Source organism: Mycolicibacterium septicum DSM 44393, from assembly GCF_000455325.1.
In the GTDB taxonomy this organism is placed as follows: domain Bacteria; phylum Actinomycetota; class Actinomycetes; order Mycobacteriales; family Mycobacteriaceae; genus Mycobacterium; species Mycobacterium septicum.
This window is the reverse complement of sequence record NZ_HG322952.1, coordinates 901,917-920,619: the sequence shown is the minus strand read 5'-3', so window position 1 is coordinate 920,619 and position 18,703 is coordinate 901,917. Positions and strand designations below refer to the sequence as shown.

General features: G+C 68.5%; 19 protein-coding genes. 13 read left to right on the top strand and 6 right to left on the bottom strand.

Annotated features, from left to right (window positions below; translation table 11 throughout):
• Positions 1-32 precede the first annotated feature (32 nt).
• From TX88_RS24525 to TX88_RS24510, 4 genes are all read left to right on the top strand, one after another.
• Positions 33-578 carry a TetR/AcrR family transcriptional regulator gene (locus TX88_RS24525; RefSeq protein WP_044521866.1) on the top strand — a complete coding sequence of 182 codons (546 nt, stop codon included), beginning with the start codon at positions 33-35 and terminating at the stop codon, positions 576-578.
• 29 nt (positions 579-607) lie between these two features.
• Positions 608-1,096 (top strand): glutathione peroxidase, encoded by a 489-nt coding sequence (locus tag TX88_RS24520; protein WP_044520515.1) that lies wholly within the window; start codon positions 608-610, stop codon positions 1,094-1,096.
• Between the two features lie 78 nt (positions 1,097-1,174).
• Complete coding sequence (locus tag TX88_RS24515) at positions 1,175-1,879, top strand: DUF2334 domain-containing protein (RefSeq protein ID WP_044520513.1); 705 nt, start codon at positions 1,175-1,177, stop codon at positions 1,877-1,879.
• A 21-nt stretch (positions 1,880-1,900) separates the two neighbouring features.
• Positions 1,901-3,544 carry an FAD-binding dehydrogenase gene (locus TX88_RS24510; protein WP_044520511.1) on the top strand — a complete coding sequence of 548 codons (1,644 nt, stop codon included), beginning with the start codon at positions 1,901-1,903 and terminating at the stop codon, positions 3,542-3,544.
• 37 nt (positions 3,545-3,581) lie between these two features.
• Here the strand turns inward: TX88_RS24510 and TX88_RS24505 are convergent, their stop codons facing one another.
• A complete protein-coding gene (locus TX88_RS24505; RefSeq protein ID WP_044520510.1) occupies positions 3,582-4,220 on the bottom strand; it encodes an MBL fold metallo-hydrolase in 639 nt (212 codons plus the stop codon).
• Here TX88_RS24505 and TX88_RS24500 point away from each other — a divergent pair.
• Genes TX88_RS24500 through purQ form a run of 3 tightly spaced genes read left to right on the top strand, consistent with a single transcriptional unit; the run spans position 4,219 to position 5,823 of the window.
• On the top strand, positions 4,219-4,902 hold the full coding sequence (locus tag TX88_RS24500) for a hypothetical protein (protein WP_044520509.1): 684 nt from the start codon (positions 4,219-4,221) through the stop codon (positions 4,900-4,902). The genes TX88_RS24505 and TX88_RS24500 overlap by 2 nt on opposite strands.
• A 10-nt stretch (positions 4,903-4,912) precedes the next feature.
• A complete protein-coding gene (gene purS / locus TX88_RS24495) occupies positions 4,913-5,152 on the top strand; it encodes a phosphoribosylformylglycinamidine synthase subunit PurS (protein WP_044521864.1) in 240 nt (79 codons plus the stop codon).
• Complete coding sequence (gene purQ / locus TX88_RS24490) at positions 5,149-5,823, top strand: phosphoribosylformylglycinamidine synthase subunit PurQ (protein ID WP_044520507.1); 675 nt, start codon at positions 5,149-5,151, stop codon at positions 5,821-5,823. Before purS ends, purQ begins: the two co-directional genes overlap by 4 nt.
• A 136-nt stretch (positions 5,824-5,959) precedes the next feature.
• On the opposite strand, the gene TX88_RS24485 is transcribed toward purQ, so the two are convergent.
• Positions 5,960-6,757: a family 1 encapsulin nanocompartment shell protein gene (locus tag TX88_RS24485; RefSeq protein ID WP_044520506.1), complete on the bottom strand. Its 798-nt coding sequence runs from the start codon at positions 6,755-6,757 to the stop codon at positions 5,960-5,962.
• Positions 6,754-7,779: a Dyp-type peroxidase gene (locus tag TX88_RS24480; protein WP_044520505.1), complete on the bottom strand. Its 1,026-nt coding sequence runs from the start codon at positions 7,777-7,779 to the stop codon at positions 6,754-6,756. The genes TX88_RS24485 and TX88_RS24480 overlap by 4 nt, the downstream gene beginning before the upstream one ends.
• A 50-nt stretch (positions 7,780-7,829) precedes the next feature.
• Between TX88_RS24480 and TX88_RS24475 the strand changes: the two genes are divergently transcribed.
• From TX88_RS24475 to TX88_RS24455, 5 genes are all read left to right on the top strand, one after another.
• On the top strand, positions 7,830-9,092 hold the full coding sequence (locus TX88_RS24475; RefSeq protein ID WP_044520503.1) for a M18 family aminopeptidase: 1,263 nt from the start codon (positions 7,830-7,832) through the stop codon (positions 9,090-9,092).
• 15 nt (positions 9,093-9,107) lie between these two features.
• Entirely contained in the window at positions 9,108-9,455 is a 348-nt protein-coding gene (locus TX88_RS24470; protein WP_044520501.1) for a VOC family protein, read from the top strand.
• 73 nt (positions 9,456-9,528) lie between these two features.
• On the top strand, positions 9,529-11,859 hold the full coding sequence (gene purL, locus TX88_RS24465) for a phosphoribosylformylglycinamidine synthase subunit PurL (RefSeq protein ID WP_044520500.1): 2,331 nt from the start codon (positions 9,529-9,531) through the stop codon (positions 11,857-11,859).
• Positions 11,856-13,583 carry an alpha/beta hydrolase gene (locus TX88_RS24460; protein WP_044520499.1) on the top strand — a complete coding sequence of 576 codons (1,728 nt, stop codon included), beginning with the start codon at positions 11,856-11,858 and terminating at the stop codon, positions 13,581-13,583. Before purL ends, TX88_RS24460 begins: the two co-directional genes overlap by 4 nt.
• The gene (locus TX88_RS24455; RefSeq protein ID WP_044520497.1) at positions 13,583-14,233 is read left to right on the top strand and encodes an Rv0804 family intramembrane glutamic endopeptidase; all 651 of its coding nucleotides are present in this window, start codon (positions 13,583-13,585) and stop codon (positions 14,231-14,233) included. Before TX88_RS24460 ends, TX88_RS24455 begins: the two co-directional genes overlap by 1 nt.
• Here TX88_RS24455 and TX88_RS24450 read toward each other — a convergent pair.
• Both TX88_RS24450 and TX88_RS24445 read right to left on the bottom strand, forming a co-directional pair.
• Positions 14,154-15,422, bottom strand: coding sequence for an APC family permease (locus tag TX88_RS24450; protein ID WP_044520495.1), 1,269 nt, complete (start codon positions 15,420-15,422; stop codon positions 14,154-14,156). The two genes, TX88_RS24455 and TX88_RS24450, sit on opposite strands and share 80 nt — an antisense overlap.
• A 77-nt stretch (positions 15,423-15,499) precedes the next feature.
• Positions 15,500-16,672, bottom strand: a complete 1,173-nt coding sequence (locus tag TX88_RS24445) for an MCE family protein (RefSeq protein ID WP_044520494.1) — start codon at positions 16,670-16,672, stop codon at positions 15,500-15,502.
• Between the two features lie 51 nt (positions 16,673-16,723).
• Between TX88_RS24445 and TX88_RS24440 the strand changes: the two genes are divergently transcribed.
• The gene (locus TX88_RS24440) at positions 16,724-17,113 is read left to right on the top strand and encodes a sterol carrier family protein (protein ID WP_044520493.1); all 390 of its coding nucleotides are present in this window, start codon (positions 16,724-16,726) and stop codon (positions 17,111-17,113) included.
• 27 nt (positions 17,114-17,140) lie between these two features.
• On the opposite strand, the gene TX88_RS24435 is transcribed toward TX88_RS24440, so the two are convergent.
• A complete protein-coding gene (locus TX88_RS24435) occupies positions 17,141-18,493 on the bottom strand; it encodes a DoxX family protein (protein WP_110918143.1) in 1,353 nt (450 codons plus the stop codon).
• Positions 18,494-18,703 lie beyond the last annotated feature (210 nt).

Here is an 18,703-nt window from a genome sequence, read left to right as displayed (position 1 = left end):
CGGTGTCAAGATGTGGGGCTAGGATGGCCCGCATGGGCTATCACCACGGCGACCTCAGGGCTGTGATCCTCGCTCAGGCCGCCGATCTGGTGGCCGAGCGCGGCGCCGACGGCATCTCGCTGCGCGAACTCGCGCGGGCTGCGGGTGTCTCACACGCGGCACCCGCGCACCACTTCACCGACCGGCGCGGGTTGTTCACCGCACTGGCCACCGAAGGGTTTCAGCTTCTGGCCGCGGCCCTGACCGAGGCCAGGCCGCAGTTCATCGACGCCGCCAAGGCCTACGTACGCTTCGCCCTCGACCACCCCGGCCACTACGAGGTGATGTTCGACAAATCGCTCTACGACGACACCGATGCCGAGCTGGTCGCAGCCTCGTCGGCCGCCGGAGCGGAGCTGAACCGCGGCGTCGGCACCCTGGCCGATCCGAAGGCCGCCGCCGATCCGGCGGGTGCCGCGCTGGCCGCTTGGTCTCTGGTGCACGGCTTTTCGATGCTGTGGCTCAACGACGCGATCGACACCGCGGGCGATCCGATCGCGAAGGTGGAGAGCCTGGCCGGGATCCTGTTCGACAAGTAGGTCGGGATAGCTCCGGTAACCTCTGGGCGATGAGCCTCAACGACATTCCGCTGACCACCCTCGACGGCAGGCAGACGACGTTGGCCGAGTTGGCCACGGGCGCCACCCTGGTGGTCAACGTCGCCTCCAAATGCGGCCTGACGCCGCAGTACACCGCGCTGGAGAAACTCGCACAGGATTACGCCGCGCGCGGGCTCACCGTGGTCGGCGTGCCGTGCAACCAGTTCATGGGCCAGGAGCCGGGCAGCGCCGAGGAGATCCAGACGTTCTGCTCGAGCACCTACGGCGTGACGTTCCCGTTGCTGGCCAAGACCGACGTCAACGGCGCCGATCGTCACCCGCTCTACGCCGAGCTGACCCAGGCCGCCGACGCGGCAGGTGAGGCCGGGGACATCCAGTGGAACTTCGAGAAGTTCCTGCTCGCCCCGGGTGGCACGGTGGCCAACCGGTTCCGTCCCCGCACCGAGCCGGATGCGCCCGAGGTCATCGAGGCCATCGAAGCGGTCCTGCCGGCCTGATCAGGCTCTAGCCGAATGGACATTCGGCGTCAGAGTGTTCGACACCGTCCCGACATGTGACGTTGCCACACTGGCAGCGTGACCGGACAACTCATCGTCTCGATATCGCAGATCAGCGATCGCACGCTGGGCGATGTCGCGTCATTCTGCAACGAGCTCGATGCCCGTGGGGTACCGGTGTCCATGATGGTGGCGCCGCGGCTCAAGGGCGGATACCGGTTGGACCGCGATGCCGGCACCGTGGAATGGCTGGCCCGCCGGCGCAGCGGCGGTGACGCCGTCGTCCTGCACGGCTACGACGAGGCCGCGACCAAGAAGCGGCGCGGTGAGTTCGCCTCGTTGCCTGCCCACGAGGCCAACCTGAGGTTGATGGGCGCCGACCGGGTGCTCGAACACCTGGGACTGCGCACCCGGTTGTTCGCCGCCCCCGGCTGGACCGTGTCGCAGGGCACGGTGACCGCTCTGCCGCGCAACGGTTTTCGTCTGCTGGCCGACCTGAACGGCATCACCGACCTGGTCCGCCAGACCACGACGCGCGCCCGGGTGGTGGGCATCGGAGAAGGTTTTCTGTCCGAGCCGTGGTGGTGCCGCACCGTGGTGCTCTCGGCTGAACGCACCGCGCGCCGCGAAGGCACGGTGCGCGTCGCGGTTGCCGCACGGCACCTTCGCAGGCCCGGTCCCCGGCAGGCCATGCTGGACGCGATCGACCTGGCTTTGCTGCACCGGTGCGTGCCCACCATCTACCAGTGGCGAGGATTCTCGGTCCTGACCGAGGCTGCCTGACTAGGGCTAGTCTTGCGTCTCATGGCAGACGCCGATGTCATTGTCGTGGGGGCGGGTCTCGCCGGCTTGGTCGCCGCATGCGAACTCGTCGAGCGCGGGCACCGCGTGCTCATCCTGGATCAGGAGAACGCCGCCAACCTCGGTGGGCAGGCGTTCTGGTCGTTCGGCGGACTGTTCTTCGTCGACAGTCCCGAACAGCGCAGGCTCGGGATCCGCGACAGCCAGGAGCTGGCCCTGCAGGACTGGCTGGGCACCGCGGGGTTCGACCGGCCCGAGGATCACTGGCCGCGGGAGTGGGCGCACGCCTACGTCGATTTCGCCGCCGGGGAGAAACGTAGCTGGCTGCGGTCCCGCGGCCTGCAGACCTTCCCCTTGGTCGGGTGGGCGGAGCGGGGCGGTTACGGGGCGCTGGGACACGGCAATTCGGTGCCGCGATTCCACATCACCTGGGGGACCGGGCCGGCGATCGTCGACGTCTTCGCCCGTCGGCTGGTGGGAGAGCCGCGGGTGCGGTTCGCCCACCGTCACCGCGTCGACGAACTCATCGTCTCCGAGGGCGCCGTCGTCGGGGTCCGGGGTGCGGTGCTGGAGCCCTCCGATGCGCCTCGCGGGGCGCCGTCGTCGCGAAACGTGATCGGCGACTTCGAGTTCCGTGCCTCTGCTGTGATCGTGGCCAGCGGAGGGATCGGCGGCAACCACGACCTCGTGCGCAAGAACTGGCCGGCGCGTATGGGCCGGGTGCCCGAGCAACTGCTCAGCGGCGTCCCCGCGCACGTCGACGGCCGGATGATCGGCATCTCCGAGACCGCCGGTGCACACGTCATCAACAGCGACCGGATGTGGCACTACACCGAAGGCATCACCAACTACGATCCGATCTGGCCCGACCACGGGATCCGCATTCTCCCGGGGCCGTCGTCACTGTGGTTGGACGCCAACGGAAAACGGCTGCCCGGGCCGCTGTATCCGGGCTTCGACACCCTGGGCACGCTCGAGCACATCTGCCGCACCGGGCAGGACTACACCTGGTTCATCCTCAACGCGCGGATCATCGCCAAGGAGTTCGCGTTGTCCGGCCAGGAACAGAACCCCGATCTCACGTCGCGCAGCGTGCGGGACGTCCTGGCACGGGTGAAACCGGGTGCGCCGGCCCCCGTACAGGCGTTCGTCGATCGTGGTGTCGACTTCGTCAGCGCGCGCTCCCTGCGCGAACTGGTGGCCGCGATGAACGACGTGCCGGACGTGCTGGAAGTCGACTACGCCACGGTGGCGGCCGAGGTGACCGCACGGGACCGCGAGGTGGTCAACAAATTCACCAAGGACGGGCAGATCACCGCGATCCGGGCGGCCCGCAGCTATCTCGGTGACCGGTTCAGCCGCGTCGTCGCCCCACACCGGCTCACCGACCCGAAGGCGGGTCCGCTGATCGCCGTCAAACTGCACATCCTGACTCGAAAGTCCCTGGGCGGGTTGGAAACCGACCTCGACTCCCGGGTTCTCAAAGAAGACGGTGCCGCGTTCGCCGGCCTGTACGCCGCGGGTGAGGCAGCCGGATTCGGCGGTGGCGGGGTGCACGGCTACCGGTCCCTGGAAGGCACCTTCCTGGGCGGGTGCATCTTCTCCGGCCGGGCGGCCGGGCGCGGTGCGGCCGCCGATATCGCCTAGGCCGCTCGCGTTCAGAACACCACGGCTGAGCCGTGAATCAGAACTCGGTGCCGTTTTCCTCGGTGAGAACCTGGAATTCGGTGTTCGTCATCTCCGTCAGCCGCCCGTAGTAGATGCCGCGCGCACCCGGCTCGATGATGCCCTGATGGATCGGCACCGCCCGCGCCGGCGCCACCGCGCGCAGGAAGTCAACGGCCTCTGAGATTTTCATCCACGGGGCGGCCGCGGGGGTGGCCAGCACGTCGACCGGTTCGCCGGGGACGAACAGGGCGTCACCGGGATGCATGAGCCGGGCGGGATGCTCGTCATCGCCCAGCAGGTACGAAATGTTGTCGATCACAGGGATTTCCGGGTGGATCACGGCGTGTTTGCCGCCGGTCCCGCGCACGTTGAGCGAGCCGACCCGGAATGCGTCGCCGGGGCGCACCGCCTGCCACGGCTCACCAAGCTGGGCGGCGGTCTGCGGATCGGCATACAGCGCCGCCTGCGGGTTGGCCTCGATCAGCGCGGGCAAACGGGCGGTATCGGCATGGTCGGGGTGCTGGTGGGTGATCAGGATGGCCGACAAACCGGTGATGCCTTCGAAACCGTGCGAGAAGTTGCCCGGGTCGAACAGCACGGTGGTGTCCGAAATGCTGGCCAGTAGGCACGAATGTCCGAAATGCGTGAGTTGCATGCCTATATTGTGGCGCTCGGTGGGGATATGGCGGGTGATCGTGGCGATGTCGATCGTGCTCTGCGGGCTGGCCGCAGCGCCCCCTTCGGCTTGGGCGGAGCCCAGCCCCGACTGCCCGCCGCTGTGTGACCGCATCCCCGACTCGGCGTGGGTGGACACCTCGAAACTCCCGTTGGACCGTGAGTACGGCTGGCCCGGGCTGGCCGGACTGGCCGTGACCGCCGTCGCACCACGCTTTCGCTTCGAGGAGGAATGTGCGTCGGCGCCGGTGCCCGGGGATCCGCGCGGCTATGCCGTGGCGGCGCGATCCGAGGTGACCCGGCCCGCGGGGCACTGGCAACTGCGCGTGCAGGTCATCCATTGGCGCGGGGAGACGTGGCAAGGCGGTCAGACGGCGCTGGCGGTCCTGCAAGGGGCCACTGCGGCACTGCGCGCCTGCCCGGGGAACGCGGCGTCGATCACCACAGAGCGGACCGGGCGGCTGGCAGCGGTGGTCAACCTCGACGATGGGACGGTCCTGCACCAGTACCTGCTCGCCGATCCGTACAACAGCACCATGGTCGAGCTGGCCATGTGGACGACCACGCCACCACAGGTCGCGTGGTCCGCTCCGGCGGACCGTCAGGTGCTCGATGCGCTGGCCGACCCACTGTGCACGGCTTACATAGGGTCGTGCCGGTAGAGTGTGCGCCGTGGCAAAGGTGGTTGTGCACGTCATGCCCAAGGCGGAGATCCTCGACCCCCAGGGTCAGGCGATCGTCGGGGCACTTGGTCGGCTTGGACATGGTGGTATCTCGGACGTCCGTCAGGGCAAGCGTTTCGAGCTCGAAGTCGATGACTCCGTAGCTGACGAAACCCTGGCCGAGATCGCCGAATCTCTGCTGGCCAATACCGTTATCGAGGACTTCTCGGTGAGCAGGGAGGGCGCGTGACCACCCGTGTCGGGGTGATCACCTTCCCCGGGACGCTCGACGACGTCGACGCGGCCCGAGCCGTCCGTCTGGCCGGGGCCGAGGCGGTCAGCCTGTGGCACGCCGACGCGGACCTGAAGGGCGTCGACGCGGTCGTCGTGCCCGGTGGCTTCTCCTACGGGGACTACCTGCGCTGCGGGGCCATCGCGAAGTTCGCGCCCGTGATGGGTTCGGTCGTGGAGGCTGCCGGCAAGGGCATGCCTGTGCTCGGCATCTGCAACGGCTTCCAGGTGCTGTGCGAGGCCGGGCTGCTGCCCGGTGCTCTGACCCGCAACGCCGGACTGCACTTCATCTGCCGCGACGTGTGGCTGGAGGTCGCCTCCAACACCACGGCCTGGACCACCCGGTATGACGCCGGTGCCGACCTGCTGATCCCGCTCAAGTCGGGCGAAGGCCGTTACGTCGCCTCCGACGCCGTGCTCGACGAACTCGAGGGCGAGGACCGCGTGGTCTTCCGCTACCGCGAGAACCTCAACGGTTCGATGCGCGGCATCGCGGGCGTGTGCTCGGCCAACCGTCGCGTCGTCGGCCTGATGCCGCATCCCGAACACGCCACCGAGGCGTTGACCGGTCCGTCCGACGACGGGCTCGGCTTGTTCTACTCCGCGCTGGACGCGGTTCTCTCGGTTTAGCTTTCTGCCTTATTCGGCCTCACTCGGCTCGGCCTCACTCGGCGCCGCGAGCGACCGCTGAGGTACGCAATTTGCGGCGTGTCGGCGTACAGACACGGTCGCTCGCGGGGCAAGGGGACCAAAGGGGCAAGGGGACTCAGGCGGTGAGGGCGACCGAGGCCTCGGCGGTGTAGGCCAGGAACGTCAGCGTCTCCTGCAGGTACAGCTGCACGCTCTCCGCATCGTGGGACAGGTAGCCGATCGAGACGTCGGTGCCCAGCTGCAGATCGAAATCGCCACCGCGGGTGGACAGTACGAACGCACCGTCGATCGCGGGCGCCCAGATGATCTCGCCATCGACCAGCCGGCTCAGGTGCTCGCGGATCGGGTAACCGTGCGCCGTCGTCTCGCTGACCTTGGTGTAGGTCGCCGCCGAGAGCAGCACCGAGTACGGTCCGTCGACACCGGCCAGCCGCAGCTCGGACAGCGCCTGGGCGATCACGTCGGGGATCTCACGGGCGTCGTCGGGCAGGGCCAGCGCCGGGTTGGAGCTGGAGCTGCGGATGCCCTCGATCGAGGCCGCCGGGTAACCCTCGAAGATCGCCCGGTCCTCGACGAACGCCAGCTTCTTGGCGGCGTCCTTCACCGGATCCCAGTCGGAGTCCTGGGCGCCGCGCTCGACGTCGTCAATTGCGGTGCGCGACACCGTGAACGGCACCCGCAGACGCACCAGCGGCTTGGCGTCGCGCAGGTGGGCGACCACGCCGTCACCGGGCGAGTTCACATCGAGCAGATGGCCCGTGCTGATCGCCGCGGTAACCGGGCCGCCGGGCTCGCTGACGTCGACCACGCGCCGTCCGGCGATGTGCCGCTTGAAAGTCCGGCTGGCCTCGAGTTCGATCTCGGCCCAGGCGGACTCGGTGATCGGGGCAAGCTCGCGGTACAGGTTGTTCATTGCGGGATTCCTTTCAGGCTGCCGATCGCCAGTGAGTGTTCGGGCACCGCGGTGTCGCTTGCGATCACTTCCGGTTCTTCGACCGGAACCGGAAGCGGCGGTGGATCATCGAGGAAGCTGATGGTGGGCACGAAGAACATCCCGCCGGTCACCGCGGTCGAGAAATCCAGGATCCGGTCGGTGTTGCCGGGCGGATCGCCGATGAACATGTTGGTCAGCATGCGTTCGGTGATGGCCGGATCGGCACAGTAGCCGATGTAGTACGTGCCGAACTCGCCGCTGCCGAGTTCGCCGAACGGCATGTTGCGCCGCACGATCTTCAGTTCGTTGCCGTCTTCGTCGGTGATGACGTTCAGCGCGATGTGAGAGTTGGAAGGTTTGACGTCATCGGCCATTTCGATGTCGTCGAGCTTGGTGCGGCCGATCACCCGTTGCTGTTCCTCGACCGACAGCGAGCGCCAGTCCGTCATCTCATGCACGTACTTCTGGATGTGCACGTAGCTGGCCCCGGCGAAATCTGGATCCTCGGCGCCGATCTGAACGGCGGCCGCCGCGGTGGACCCGTTCGGGTTCTCGGTACCGTCGACGAAGCCCAGCAGATCGCGGTTGTCGAAGTACTGGAACCCGTGCACCTCGTCGACAACCGTGACGGCACTGCCGAACTCCTGCAGCATCCGATCGGCCAACTCGAAACACACGTCCATGGTGTCCGCGCGGATGTGCAACAACACATCACCCGGGGTGGACGGTGCCTGATGTCGTCCGCCGTCGAGGGCGATGAACGGATGCAGACTGGCCGGGCGCGGCCCGGCGAACAGGCGATCCCAGGCCGCCGAACCGATCCCCGCCACCAGCGACAGCTCCTTGGTGGTATCGCGGAACCAGATCGAGCGGACGATGCCCGAAATGTCAGGGAGGACGTCGTGAACGGCTTGCTCACCGTCGTCCTCGATCGTCAGTACCAGGAAGATGGCCGCCCGCGTCAGGAGGTTCAGCACCGGCTGCGGGATCGGATCGGGCACAAACCGACCCTACCGACACCTGCGGCCGGTTCGCCGGTCAAGATGAAAAGATGCCAGCGAGCGCTCAGGGCCTGTGCGAGTTCATCGATGCCTCTCCGTCTCCGTTCCACGTGTGCGCCACTGCCGCGCAACGCCTGCGCGACGCGGGATTCACCGAGCTGGCCGAAACCGACGGCTGGCCGGCCACCGCGGGCAAGTTCTTCACGGTGCGGGCGGGCTCGCTCGTGGCCTGGAACGCCGAGGGAACCGACCCGGCCGCACCGTTCCGGGTCGTCGGCGGCCACACCGACAGCCCCAACCTCCGGGTCAAGCAGCACCCCGATCGCGTCGTCGCCGGCTGGCAGGTGGTCGCACTGCAGCCCTACGGCGGGGCCTGGCTGAACTCGTGGTTGGACCGCGACCTCGGGATCAGCGGCAGGCTCTCGGTCCGCGACGGCAACCGGATCGAACACCGGTTGATCCGGATCGACGATCCGATCCTGCGCGTGCCCCAGCTCGCCATCCACCTGTCCGAGGACCGCAAGGGCGTGAGCCCCGACCCGCAGCGCCACGTCAACGCGGTGTGGGGCCTGGGGGAGCGGCCCGGGTCGTTCCTGCGGTTCGTCGCGGAGCGGGCCGGGGCCGACGAGGGCGACGTGCTGGGCTTCGACCTGATGACCCACGACCTGACCCCGTCGGCGATCACCGGCGCCGAGGGGGAGTTCGTCAGCGCGCCCAGACTGGACAACCAGGCCACCTGCTACGCGGGACTGGAGGCGGTCCTGGCCGCGGGTGCAGGCACACATGTGCCGGTGCTGGCGCTGTTCGACCACGAGGAGGTCGGTTCGACCTCGGACCACGGCGCCCAGTCCGAACTGTTGCCGACCGTGCTGGAGCGCATCGTGCTCGCCGCGGGCGGTACCCGGGAGGACTTCCTGCGCAGGGCGGCCGGATCGATGGTGGCTTCCGGGGACATGGCGCACGCGACGCATCCGAACTACCCGGACCGTCATGAGCCCGGACACCTGATCGAGGTCAACGCCGGGCCCGTGCTGAAGGTGCAGCCCAACCTGCGCTACGCCACCGACGGCCGCACCGCGGCGGCGTTCGCGCTGGCCTGTGACCACGCCGGGGTGCCGCTGCAACGCTATGAGCACCGCGCCGATCTGCCGTGCGGGTCCACCATCGGGCCGATGACGTCGGCGCGCACCGGGATCCCGACCGTCGACGTCGGCGCGGCGCAGCTCGCCATGCATTCCGCAAGGGAGTTCATGGGCGCCCGGGACGTCGCCGCCTATTCGGCGGCATTGCGGGGGTTCTTGTCACCGGCCTGATCTAGGGTCGGCGCCATGGCACTCTCCGTGGAGATGATCACAGTCGACTGCACCGATCCCGACACGCTGGCCCAATGGTGGGCGCAGGCCGTCAACGGCACGGTAAATGCCGTTGTTCCAGGCGAATTCGTCCTCGTCGACCTGCCGGGCGGGCCCAACCTCGGTTTCCAGCACGTCGACGATCCGACGCCGGGCAAGAATCGCGTGCACCTCGACTTCCACGCGGCCGACATGGAGGCCGAGGTGACGCGTCTGGTGGGGCTGGGCGCCAGCGAGACCGGGCGGCACAACTTCGGTCCGGAGTTCAACTGGGTGGTGCTGGCCGACCCGGCCGGCAACGCGTTCTGTATCGCGGGCGGATAGCCCTGCAGCCGGGTTTCGGCGCCGCCCGTCGGTGTGGCCGCGCCCACACGCGAGCAGCAACTAAACTGATCACGTGACGTCTGAGCTCACCCACGGCCGTACATCCACCCAAGACACTGTGGAGCGGGCAGCCGCCACCCCCGATCAGCCGCAGCCCTACCGCGAACTCGGTCTCAAGGACGACGAGTACCAGCGGATTCGCGAGATCCTGGGCCGCCGCCCCACCGACGCCGAGCTGGCCATGTACTCGGTGATGTGGAGCGAACACTGCTCCTACAAGTCTTCGAAGGTGCACCTGCGCTACTTCGGTGAGACCACCACCGACGAGATGCGCGCCGGCATGCTGGCCGGCATCGGTGAGAACGCCGGCGTAGTCGACATCGGCGACGGCTGGGCCGTCACCTTCAAGGTCGAGTCCCACAACCACCCGTCCTACGTCGAGCCCTACCAGGGTGCGGCCACCGGCGTCGGCGGCATCGTCCGCGACATCATGGCGATGGGCGCCCGCCCGGTCGCGGTCATGGACCAGCTGCGCTTCGGCGCGGCCGACGCACCCGACACCCGCCGCGTGCTCGACGGCGTGGTGCGCGGTGTCGGCGGCTACGGCAACTCGCTGGGCCTGCCCAACATCGGCGGCGAGACGATCTTCGACCCGTCCTACGCCGGCAACCCGCTGGTCAACGCGCTGTGTGTGGGTGCCCTGCGCAAGGAGGACCTGCATCTGGCGTTCGCCTCGGGTACCGGCAACAAGATCATCCTGTTCGGCGCGCGCACCGGCCTGGACGGCATCGGCGGTGTCTCGGTGCTGGCGTCGGACACCTTCAGCGGCGACGAGAGCGGAGCGGGCCGCAAGAAGCTGCCGAGCGTTCAGGTGGGCGACCCGTTCACCGAGAAGGTGCTCATCGAGTGTTGTCTCGAGCTGTACTCGGCCGGCCTGGTGGTCGGTATCCAGGACCTCGGCGGTGCCGGATTGTCCTGTGCCACATCCGAACTCGCGTCGGCCGGCGACGGCGGCATGCACATCGAGCTGGACCAGGTGCCGCTGCGCGCCAAGGACATGACCCCGGCCGAGGTGCTCTCCAGCGAGTCCCAGGAACGCATGTGCGCCGTGGTCACGCCGGAGAACGTCGATGCGTTCATGGCGGTCTGCCGCAAATGGGAGGTGCTGGCCACCGTCATCGGTGAGGTCACCGACGGGGACCGGCTGCAGATCACCTGGCACGGCGAGACCGTCGTCGACGTGCCGCCGCGCACCGTGGCCCACGAGGGCCCGGTCTACCAGCGCCCGGTGGCCCGCCCCGACAGCCAGGACGCCCTGATCGCCGACACCTCGGCCAAACTGCCCCGGCCGAAGACCGGCGACGAGCTCAAGGCCACCCTGCTGGCACTGATCGGCAGCCCGCACCTGTGCAGCCGCGCGTTCATCACCGAGCAGTACGACCGCTACGTGCGCGGCAACACCGTGCTGGCCGAGCATGCCGACGGTGGTGTCCTGCGCATCGACGAGAGCACCGGCCGCGGCATCGCAGTCTCCACCGACGCCTCGGGCCGCTACACCCAGCTCGACCCCTACACGGGCGCGCAGCTGGCGCTGGCCGAGGCCTACCGCAACGTCGCGGTCACCGGGGCCACCCCGGTCGCGGTGACCAACTGCCTGAACTTCGGGTCGCCCGAAGACCCGGGTGTGATGTGGCAGTTCAGCCAGGCCGTCCGCGGACTCGCCGATGGCTGTGCCGCCCTGGGCATTCCGGTGACCGGAGGCAACGTCAGCTTCTACAACCAGACCGGCTCCACGGCGATCCTGCCGACGCCGGTGGTGGGCGTGCTCGGCGTGATCGACGACGTGAAGCGACGCATCCCCACCGGGCTGGGCACCGAACCGGGTGAGACGCTGCTGCTGCTCGGGGATACCCGCGACGAGTTCGACGGGTCGGTCTGGGCCCAGGTCACCGGCGACCACCTGGGTGGGGTTCCGCCGAAGGTGGACCTGGACCGCGAGAAGCTGCTGGCCGAGGTGCTGACCGCGGCCTCGCGGGACGGACTGATCTCCGCGGCCCACGACCTGTCCGAAGGTGGGCTGATCCAGGCCGTGGTGGAGGCCGCGCTGGCCGGTGAAACCGGTTGCCGGGTCATCCTTCCGGAGGATCTGCCGGAAGGCATCGACCCGTTCGTCTTCCTGTTCTCGGAGTCCGCGGGCCGGGTGCTGGTGGCCGTGCCGCGCACCGAGGAGAGCCGGTTCCGGTCGATGTGTGAGGCCCGGGACCTGCCGGTCACCCGGGTGGGCGTCGTCGACGAGGGGCCAGAAGGCGGAGAACCCTCGATCGAGGTCCAGGGACAGTTCAGCATCACCCTCGCGGAGCTACGGAGTACGTCGGAGGGCGTGCTGCCCGGGCTGTTCGGGTGACGGAGAAAGCCTCCAACGAACGTCATCCTCTGCTGCGCTGGGCCTGGAGCCTGGTGCGACTGGACTTCGCCGGCATCGCCGTCGGAGCCCTGTTCTTCTGTCTCTCGCTGACCCCGTCGCTGCTGCCGCGCGACTGGCTGTTCGCCGGGCTGATCGGCGGCATCAATGCCGCCATCGGCTACGGCATCGGTCTCCTGCTCGGAAAGGCGCTGTACCGCTTCGGGTTACGCAACCGTGCCTGGTGGCCTCCGTCGAAGCGGACGTTGTACTGGCTGAAGGCACTCGTCGTGACCGGCGCCATCGTGGCGTGCGTGCTGATGCTGATCCCCGCCGCGGCCTGGCAGCGGCAGGTCTCGGCGTTGATGGGCATGGAAGGCCCCGCCACGCTGGGCTATCTGCGCACCCTGATCATCGCGGTCGCGGTGGGCGCCGCGCTGATCGCGACGGCACGGTTGCTCCGCGACATCGTGCGACTGCTGGCCAGGTGGTTTATCCGGCGCTGGCATCTGCATCGGGAGGTGGCCCAGTTCATCGGGACCGCCATCGTGGTGGTGCTGGTCGTCATGCTCGTCAACGGCGTGGCCTACCGCGGTTTCCTGGCCGGGGCGAGCCGGGTGTTCCAGCCGCAGAACTCCACCACCCGTGAGGGCGTCAGCCAGCCGACCGAACCTGAAAGGTCGGGCAGCCCAGCCTCATTCGCGGCATGGGATTCGCTGGGCTTTCAGGGCCGCAACTTCGTGGCGAGCGGCCCGCGTCCCGCCGAGCTGGAGAAGCTCAACGGTGCGCCGGCCAGGGAACCGATCCGGGTGTATGCCGGGTTGCACACCGCCGACTCCGACGATCAGCGGGCCGCGGTGCTGCTCAGCGAGCTTGAGCGCACCCACGCCTTCGATCGCAAGCTGTTGGTCATCGTCCCCACCACCGGCACCGGCTGGGTGAATCCGGTGGCCGCCCGCGCCCTGGAGCTGATGTACAACGGCGACACCGCGATGGTCGGCATGCAGTATTCCTATCTGCCGAGCTGGATTTCGTTCATGGGTGACCGGGAGAAGTCCATGAAGACCGGACGGCTGATGATCGACGCGATCCAAGCGCGCTGGGCGCAGCTGCCGCCCGACCATCGCCCCCAACTGGTGCTCTACGGGGAGAGCCTGGGATCGATGGGTGGACAGGGCGCATTCAGCTGGCTCCCCGACATCTCGCGGATGGGCTTCTCCTCGGTGCTGTGGGTGGGCCCGCCCAATGCCAGCCCGCTGTGGCGCGGCCTGACCGCGCGCCGCGACCCGGGCACACCGCAAGCGCGACCCAGCTACGACAACGGCCGCACCGTGCGGTTCTCCGAGGCCGCGAACGCCGCCGAGATCGCCGAGGACACCGCCGCTCCGTGGGAGGGCACCCGCGTGCTGTTCCTGCAACACCCGTCGGACCCGATCATCTGGTGGTCGACGGATCTGCTGTTCTCCGAACCGGATTGGCTGGTCGAACCGCCGGGAACGGACCGCACCGCCTCGATGCGCTGGTACCCCATCATCACGTTCTGGCAGGTGGCCGCCGACATCACCAACGCGTCGAGCGTCCCGGCCGGACACGGGCACAACTACGGCGAATCGGTGCTCGACGGCTGGGCGGCGGTGGCGCCACCGGAGGGGTGGACTCCGGAGGACACGGAGCGAATCCGCGTGGCGCTGGAGAAGACCGAGGCCAACAACGGACCCGAATACTGATGTCCACCGGCCGGATTCGCGCGGTGGCGCTGGCCGTGGGCCTGGTCGCGTGGAACGGCCTGGTCGACCCCCGGTTGCCGGCCCGGTGGCAGCCGCTGGTGCGGGCGGGGCTCGGCAGCGTGCTGATGGTCGGGACGAGTGCCCGGCCGGGGTTACTGCCCCCGGCGCTGTGGTCGGGCCTGCGACTCGGGGCGGCTGCCGCGACCGCGGTGAGCGCAGGAGTGGCGGCAACCTCGGCGGTGCCGGTGGTCCGCACCGGGATGCGCCGCAAGGTCCTGCCCGCAGCGCCGGGCCGCTGGCTGGCGCTGCGGATCCCGCTGGGGACCGTCTGGCCGGAGGAGGCCGCCTTCCGCGGTGCGCTGGGCAAGGTCGGCGCCGAAGCGTTCGGTCCGGCGGGCGGTCAGGTGTTGCAGGCCACCGCTTTCGGGCTGTCACACATCTCCGACGCCCGTGCCGCGGGCCAACCGGTGCTCCCGACTGTCCTGGTCACCGGGGTCGCCGGGTGGGCGTTCGGTTGGCTTGCGCAGCGTTCGGCGAGCCTGGCGGCGCCGATGCTGGCTCACCTGGCGATCAACGAGGCGGGGGCGCTGGCCGCACTGGCCTACCAAGCCGCGCCAACACCCCTGCCACCGCGAGGATCACAGCCGTAGCGGCCAGCGGCCACAACGCCGGTATCGCGAAACTGGTGACCCGCAGCGGGATCAACACCACGCAGACCACCACCACGGTCAGGATCACCCTCGGCGCCTGCTGTGCCGCCGCGGACCCTTCGACGCGCGAATTGGCCTCCGTGACAAGCACATAGACCACCAGTAAGAGCAGCGCCGGGACCGCTATCTGCAGTCTGCCGATGTGATCCTGGAACCGGCTGAACGCCACGGCCAGCACACACATCACCGCGGGAACCAGGATCGCCACCTCCGGACCGGAACCGAACAATCGTCCCGCGACCCGGGTGGCCGCCCACGTCAAGGCCAGCACCGCGGCCGATCCCAGGCACAACGCCCCGGTGGTGAACCAGTAGAACCCGGCATCCGAGTAGAACTGGGAGACGATCAGCGGGAGGTTCGCGGCGGTGGGGTGGAACCCGCCGGTCGCGCCGATGTTGGCGGCCAGCAGCAGGACGACCGCGACCAGCGCCGTGATCCCCACCGCCGCGCCCACCGGGCGCGCCACAGATTCAAGGCGGCCACTGACCACGGTCGCGGCCTCGAATCCCACCAACGCCAGGCCGAGCGGAATGGCTGCCGCCGTCACCAGCAGGACCGAATTGACGGGCGTGGGCCCGCCGAACTGAACCGGAGGTGTACCCGAGCCCACCCGGGCCATGATCGCCAGCGCAAGGTAGAGGAAAACCAACAGGCCCACACCGGTCAGCGCGGCGGCCGTGGCACCCACCGCCCGCGTCGGCAGGTAGGCCACCACCGCACCGGCGATGACCACCACTGCAACAGACCAGCCGGGCCACCACCAGCCGGCCAGCGCGGTCTCCAGATCCGGTGCTCCGGTCAACGGCTGTAGCGCGAGCGTGAGCGCGGCGGCCACACCCAGCAGCACATAGGCCGCCAGCTGGATGAGGCTGGTGAACCGCCCGGCGGCCGGACCTACCGTGGAGGCCACCAGATCACCCGTCGATACGGACTGTGGTGCATTCCGGTGCAGGCGGGCGAACGCGAAGATCAAAACGGCGGCGATGGCCGCGGCGCACAGGCCGGCCACCCCGTTGAAGGCCGCGGCTCCGATCGGTGCGAGCGACAGGCCGACGGCGCGCCATGCTGCAAGTGCGGGGGGCCAGGCGGCGGGCTGCTCAGGGCTCGCCGGTACTGCGCGTTTAGGCATCGATCAGACTTCTTGTATCGGCGACGCGTTCACAAATCCCCTTTTCGCGCAAAGGCCTCGGACAAGATCGTAAGCGGTCACGGGTTGATCGTGGGCTCACCGATCTGCCGTCCCCAGACGTAGTCGGTGAAGATCGGCGAGCCGAGTTCGACATGGTTGTACGGCGCGATCGACAGTCCGGTGTCCATCACCAGGTACGGCGCAGGCCACAGGTCTTTGGTGATCGGCTTCCAGCAGCCGGGCTTGCCCTCGGGCCCGCCCTTGGCGTTGACCCGTGGCAGGTTGTCCGGATACACGTAGGCGTTGCCCACGCCGATGCTCGACAAGGTTCCCGTGCTGTCGAACGAATATCCGTTGTCGCCGCCGAACGTCGCATAGAAGGCGGGCGCGACGTCGTGGTAGTTGCGGATGGTGCAGAACAGCTGCCCCTGGTACTTGTCGAACAGTTTCGACGTCGGGATCAGGTCCTGTGCGCCGCGCTGTAGATACGGGCCGCCGCGCTCGAGGATGTCGGAACCGGTCCCGGCGAAGCCGATCGCTGCGATCAGCGCGGCGTCGAGTTGACCGCGCTGCGAGTTGAAGGTGGCGGCACTGCGAGCGGCGTCGGTCAGGCCGTCGAACAGGTCGGGTCCGGCCGCCGCGTAGCGTTCGCCGAGATCGGCCAGGGCGGCGATGTCGTGGCGCAGCGCGGGCATGCGCGGGTTCACATCGCCGAGGATCGTGTTGCCGTCGCTCAGCGACTGCCCGAACGCACTGCCCAGCCCGGTCAAGGCCTGCGCGGTGGCCGACAGGGTCTGGTTCAGCTTGATCGGGTCGACCTGTTCGGTGATGGCGGTGATGGTCTCGAACAAACTGTTGAACTCGGTGGTGACTGCCGTGACGTCGAGTGGGGTGGAGCTCGAAACCCGTTGCGGGCTCGGATGTTCCGGCGAGGTGAAGGCGACGTATTTGTTGCCGAACACCGTGGTCGCCTGGATCGAGGTCTGGACGTTGGCAGGCAGGAGGTCCATGTACTTCGGGTTGATGTCGAGCCGTACCTGGGCCCGGACCGGGTTGCCGTCGGCGCTCACCGTGGCCACCCGGCCGATCGGAACCCCGTTGAAGGTCACCTTCGAACCGGGATCGAGGACCAGGCCCGCCCGCGAGGCCAGCAGGGTCAGCGGTGTCTTGGGTTCGAAAGCGCCCCGGAACTGCGCCACGATCAACCCGAATGCGAGCGCGAGGATCACCAAGAGCACTGCACCGGCCATGCGATACGGCGGATTACGGTGATCGGCAAACACTTTGCGAGACTCTATGGCATGGCCGCGCGAGGCAGTGTAGATCCGCAAAAGACCAGGGCGGCGGTCGCCGCCGTGGCCGACTGGCTACGCGAACCCACCCATGCCGAACCCGCCCGCGCCGAGCTGGCCGACGCGGTCCGGCTGACCGCGCGCACCCTGGCGGCGGTAGCACCGGGCGCCAGCGTCGAGGTGAGAGTGCCGCCGTTCGTCGCGGTGCAGTGCATCGAAGGGCCCCGCCACACCCGGGGCAACCCGCCCAACGTCGTGGAAACCGATCCCCGCACCTGGCTGCTGCTGGCTACCGGGCAGCTCGACCTGGACGACGCCGGGGTAGCGGTGCAGATGTCGGGATCGAGGGCCGGCGAGGTGGCCCGCTGGCTGCCCCTGGTGCCGCTGGGGAGTGTCTAGTCCCGTTCGCCGCGCGTGGCGGCCGGCTCACCGGAAGTAGGGATACTCCTGCACCCAGTGAAAGCCCCGGTTCCGCAGGGTGAACTGGTTCAGATCCTGCCGATCCAGCCAGATCGCGACGTCGCGGCCGGACAACTCACCGGTCAGCCGCAGCTGCTCGGGTGTCGGCCGGGACGCGGTGAGCGTGGCCAGGGGTGAGCCGTCCGGTCCCGACACCGTGAGGTTGTTCCCGTCGACCTTGACCGGTGCGTCCACCAGTTCGCCGCTCATCCGTTGGTAGGTGAGTAGCTCGGGCAGATCGAAAACGACGCGCTGCCAACGGTACTGATCGGTGGTCAGCGGCGGTGCCGCCGCGCCGTCGACGTCGAAGCGGCTGACCGTCCAGATCCCGTACAGCTCGGGTTTGACGCGGCCGCCGCCGTACTCGCTCCAGCTCTGCCAGCTGGTCAGGACACAACCGGCCACGATCCAGATACCGAGTGCGGCCTGTATCCGCGCCGCGATGTTGTTGGCCCGAGCGCCGGCGAACAGTTCGGGTTGGACGGCCGGTTCGGTGGTGCGCTGCAGCACCAGGAAGTCGGCCAGCCGGCGGTATTGCGGGGCGAGCAGCACCAGACCCATCAGCAGGAGATGTCCGGAGAGAATCTTCACCGGCACATCGAAGGTCATGTTCAGCAGGAACACCTGCGCCATGCTGGCCACGCCGAGCAGGGCGCCCAGCGTCCCGGTCCGCGGCAGGAACAGCAACAACCCGGCGAGCACCTCGACCGCGCCCAGCGCCATCTCGTACGGATAGGAGCTGCCGACCTGGAGCCACAGCACCGACGCCGGGCTGAACTCGCCGTACGGGCGCAGCAACGCGGCCAGCGGCGGCGTGGGCATCTGGGTCGGCACCAGCTTGGCGAATCCGTAGAACAGCATCTGGCCGCCCACGCACAGCCGCACAAATGTCAGGAACCAGGCCCACAGCCTCGAGTAGTCGTGTCGCTGCCGGTCCACCCACGACCACACCGCTGTGCCGACGACGGCGAACACCAGCAGGCAGAACATCGTCACCCAGATCGCGGCCTGGTCCCCGCTGCCCGAGTCCTGATGCAGAACCGCCTCGACGCCGAAGACGTGGCTGCCGACCCAGCCCACCACGGGCCCGAAGACGGTCATCTGCCACATCACCGCCCGATCCGGCAGCCAGTGGCCGACGATCCCCAGGAAGGCGAACGTGATCTGCGCGAACAACAGACAGAACAGGCCGAAGTACAGGAAGCAGAACCGAAATGCGATCTTCGTCACCCCCGGCCACGGTTGCGGCCGGGTCTCCGCGTCGGGGTCGAGGGGATCGGTTGCCGGCTTCTCGGAGAGTTGGCGCGTCACGAAATCCATCCTTGCCGTTGCCATGTAGTGGGTCGATGGGGTTATCCCGACGGATCCGGGTACGGCTGGCCACACCCCGGTAGATGGGTGCGGGAATGGCGATCGTGTCGCCCGCTGTTGGAAAAGCCGGTGCCAGACCGGCCATTCGATTCTTTTGTTGGCCCACCTGGACCGTAGACTCGGTTATGTCACCAACCGCCGCCCCGGGAGCAGCCCTAT

Excerpts from the sequence above, each read along its gene's own strand:
- TX88_RS24435 (WP_110918143.1), bottom strand. The coding sequence starts at position 18,493 with ATGGATTTCGTGACGCGCCAACTCTCCGAGAAGCCGGCAACCGATCCC.
- TX88_RS24510 (WP_044520511.1), top strand. The coding sequence starts at position 1,901 with ATGGCAGACGCCGATGTCATTGTCGTGGGGGCGGGTCTCGCCGGCTTG.
- TX88_RS24475 (WP_044520503.1), top strand. The coding sequence starts at position 7,830 with ATGCCAGCGAGCGCTCAGGGCCTGTGCGAGTTCATCGATGCCTCTCCG.
- TX88_RS24445 (WP_044520494.1), bottom strand. The coding sequence starts at position 16,672 with ATGGCCGGTGCAGTGCTCTTGGTGATCCTCGCGCTCGCATTCGGGTTG.
- TX88_RS24500 (WP_044520509.1), top strand. The coding sequence starts at position 4,219 with ATGCCTATATTGTGGCGCTCGGTGGGGATATGGCGGGTGATCGTGGCG.
- TX88_RS24440 (WP_044520493.1), top strand. The coding sequence starts at position 16,724 with ATGGCCGCGCGAGGCAGTGTAGATCCGCAAAAGACCAGGGCGGCGGTC.
- TX88_RS24450 (WP_044520495.1), bottom strand. The coding sequence starts at position 15,422 with ATGCCTAAACGCGCAGTACCGGCGAGCCCTGAGCAGCCCGCCGCCTGG.
- TX88_RS24485 (WP_044520506.1), bottom strand. The coding sequence starts at position 6,757 with ATGAACAACCTGTACCGCGAGCTTGCCCCGATCACCGAGTCCGCCTGG.
- TX88_RS24525 (WP_044521866.1), top strand. The coding sequence starts at position 33 with ATGGGCTATCACCACGGCGACCTCAGGGCTGTGATCCTCGCTCAGGCC.
- TX88_RS24505 (WP_044520510.1), bottom strand. The coding sequence starts at position 4,220 with ATGCAACTCACGCATTTCGGACATTCGTGCCTACTGGCCAGCATTTCG.
- TX88_RS24470 (WP_044520501.1), top strand. The coding sequence starts at position 9,108 with ATGGCACTCTCCGTGGAGATGATCACAGTCGACTGCACCGATCCCGAC.
- TX88_RS24520 (WP_044520515.1), top strand. The coding sequence starts at position 608 with ATGAGCCTCAACGACATTCCGCTGACCACCCTCGACGGCAGGCAGACG.
- TX88_RS24455 (WP_044520497.1), top strand. The coding sequence starts at position 13,583 with ATGTCCACCGGCCGGATTCGCGCGGTGGCGCTGGCCGTGGGCCTGGTC.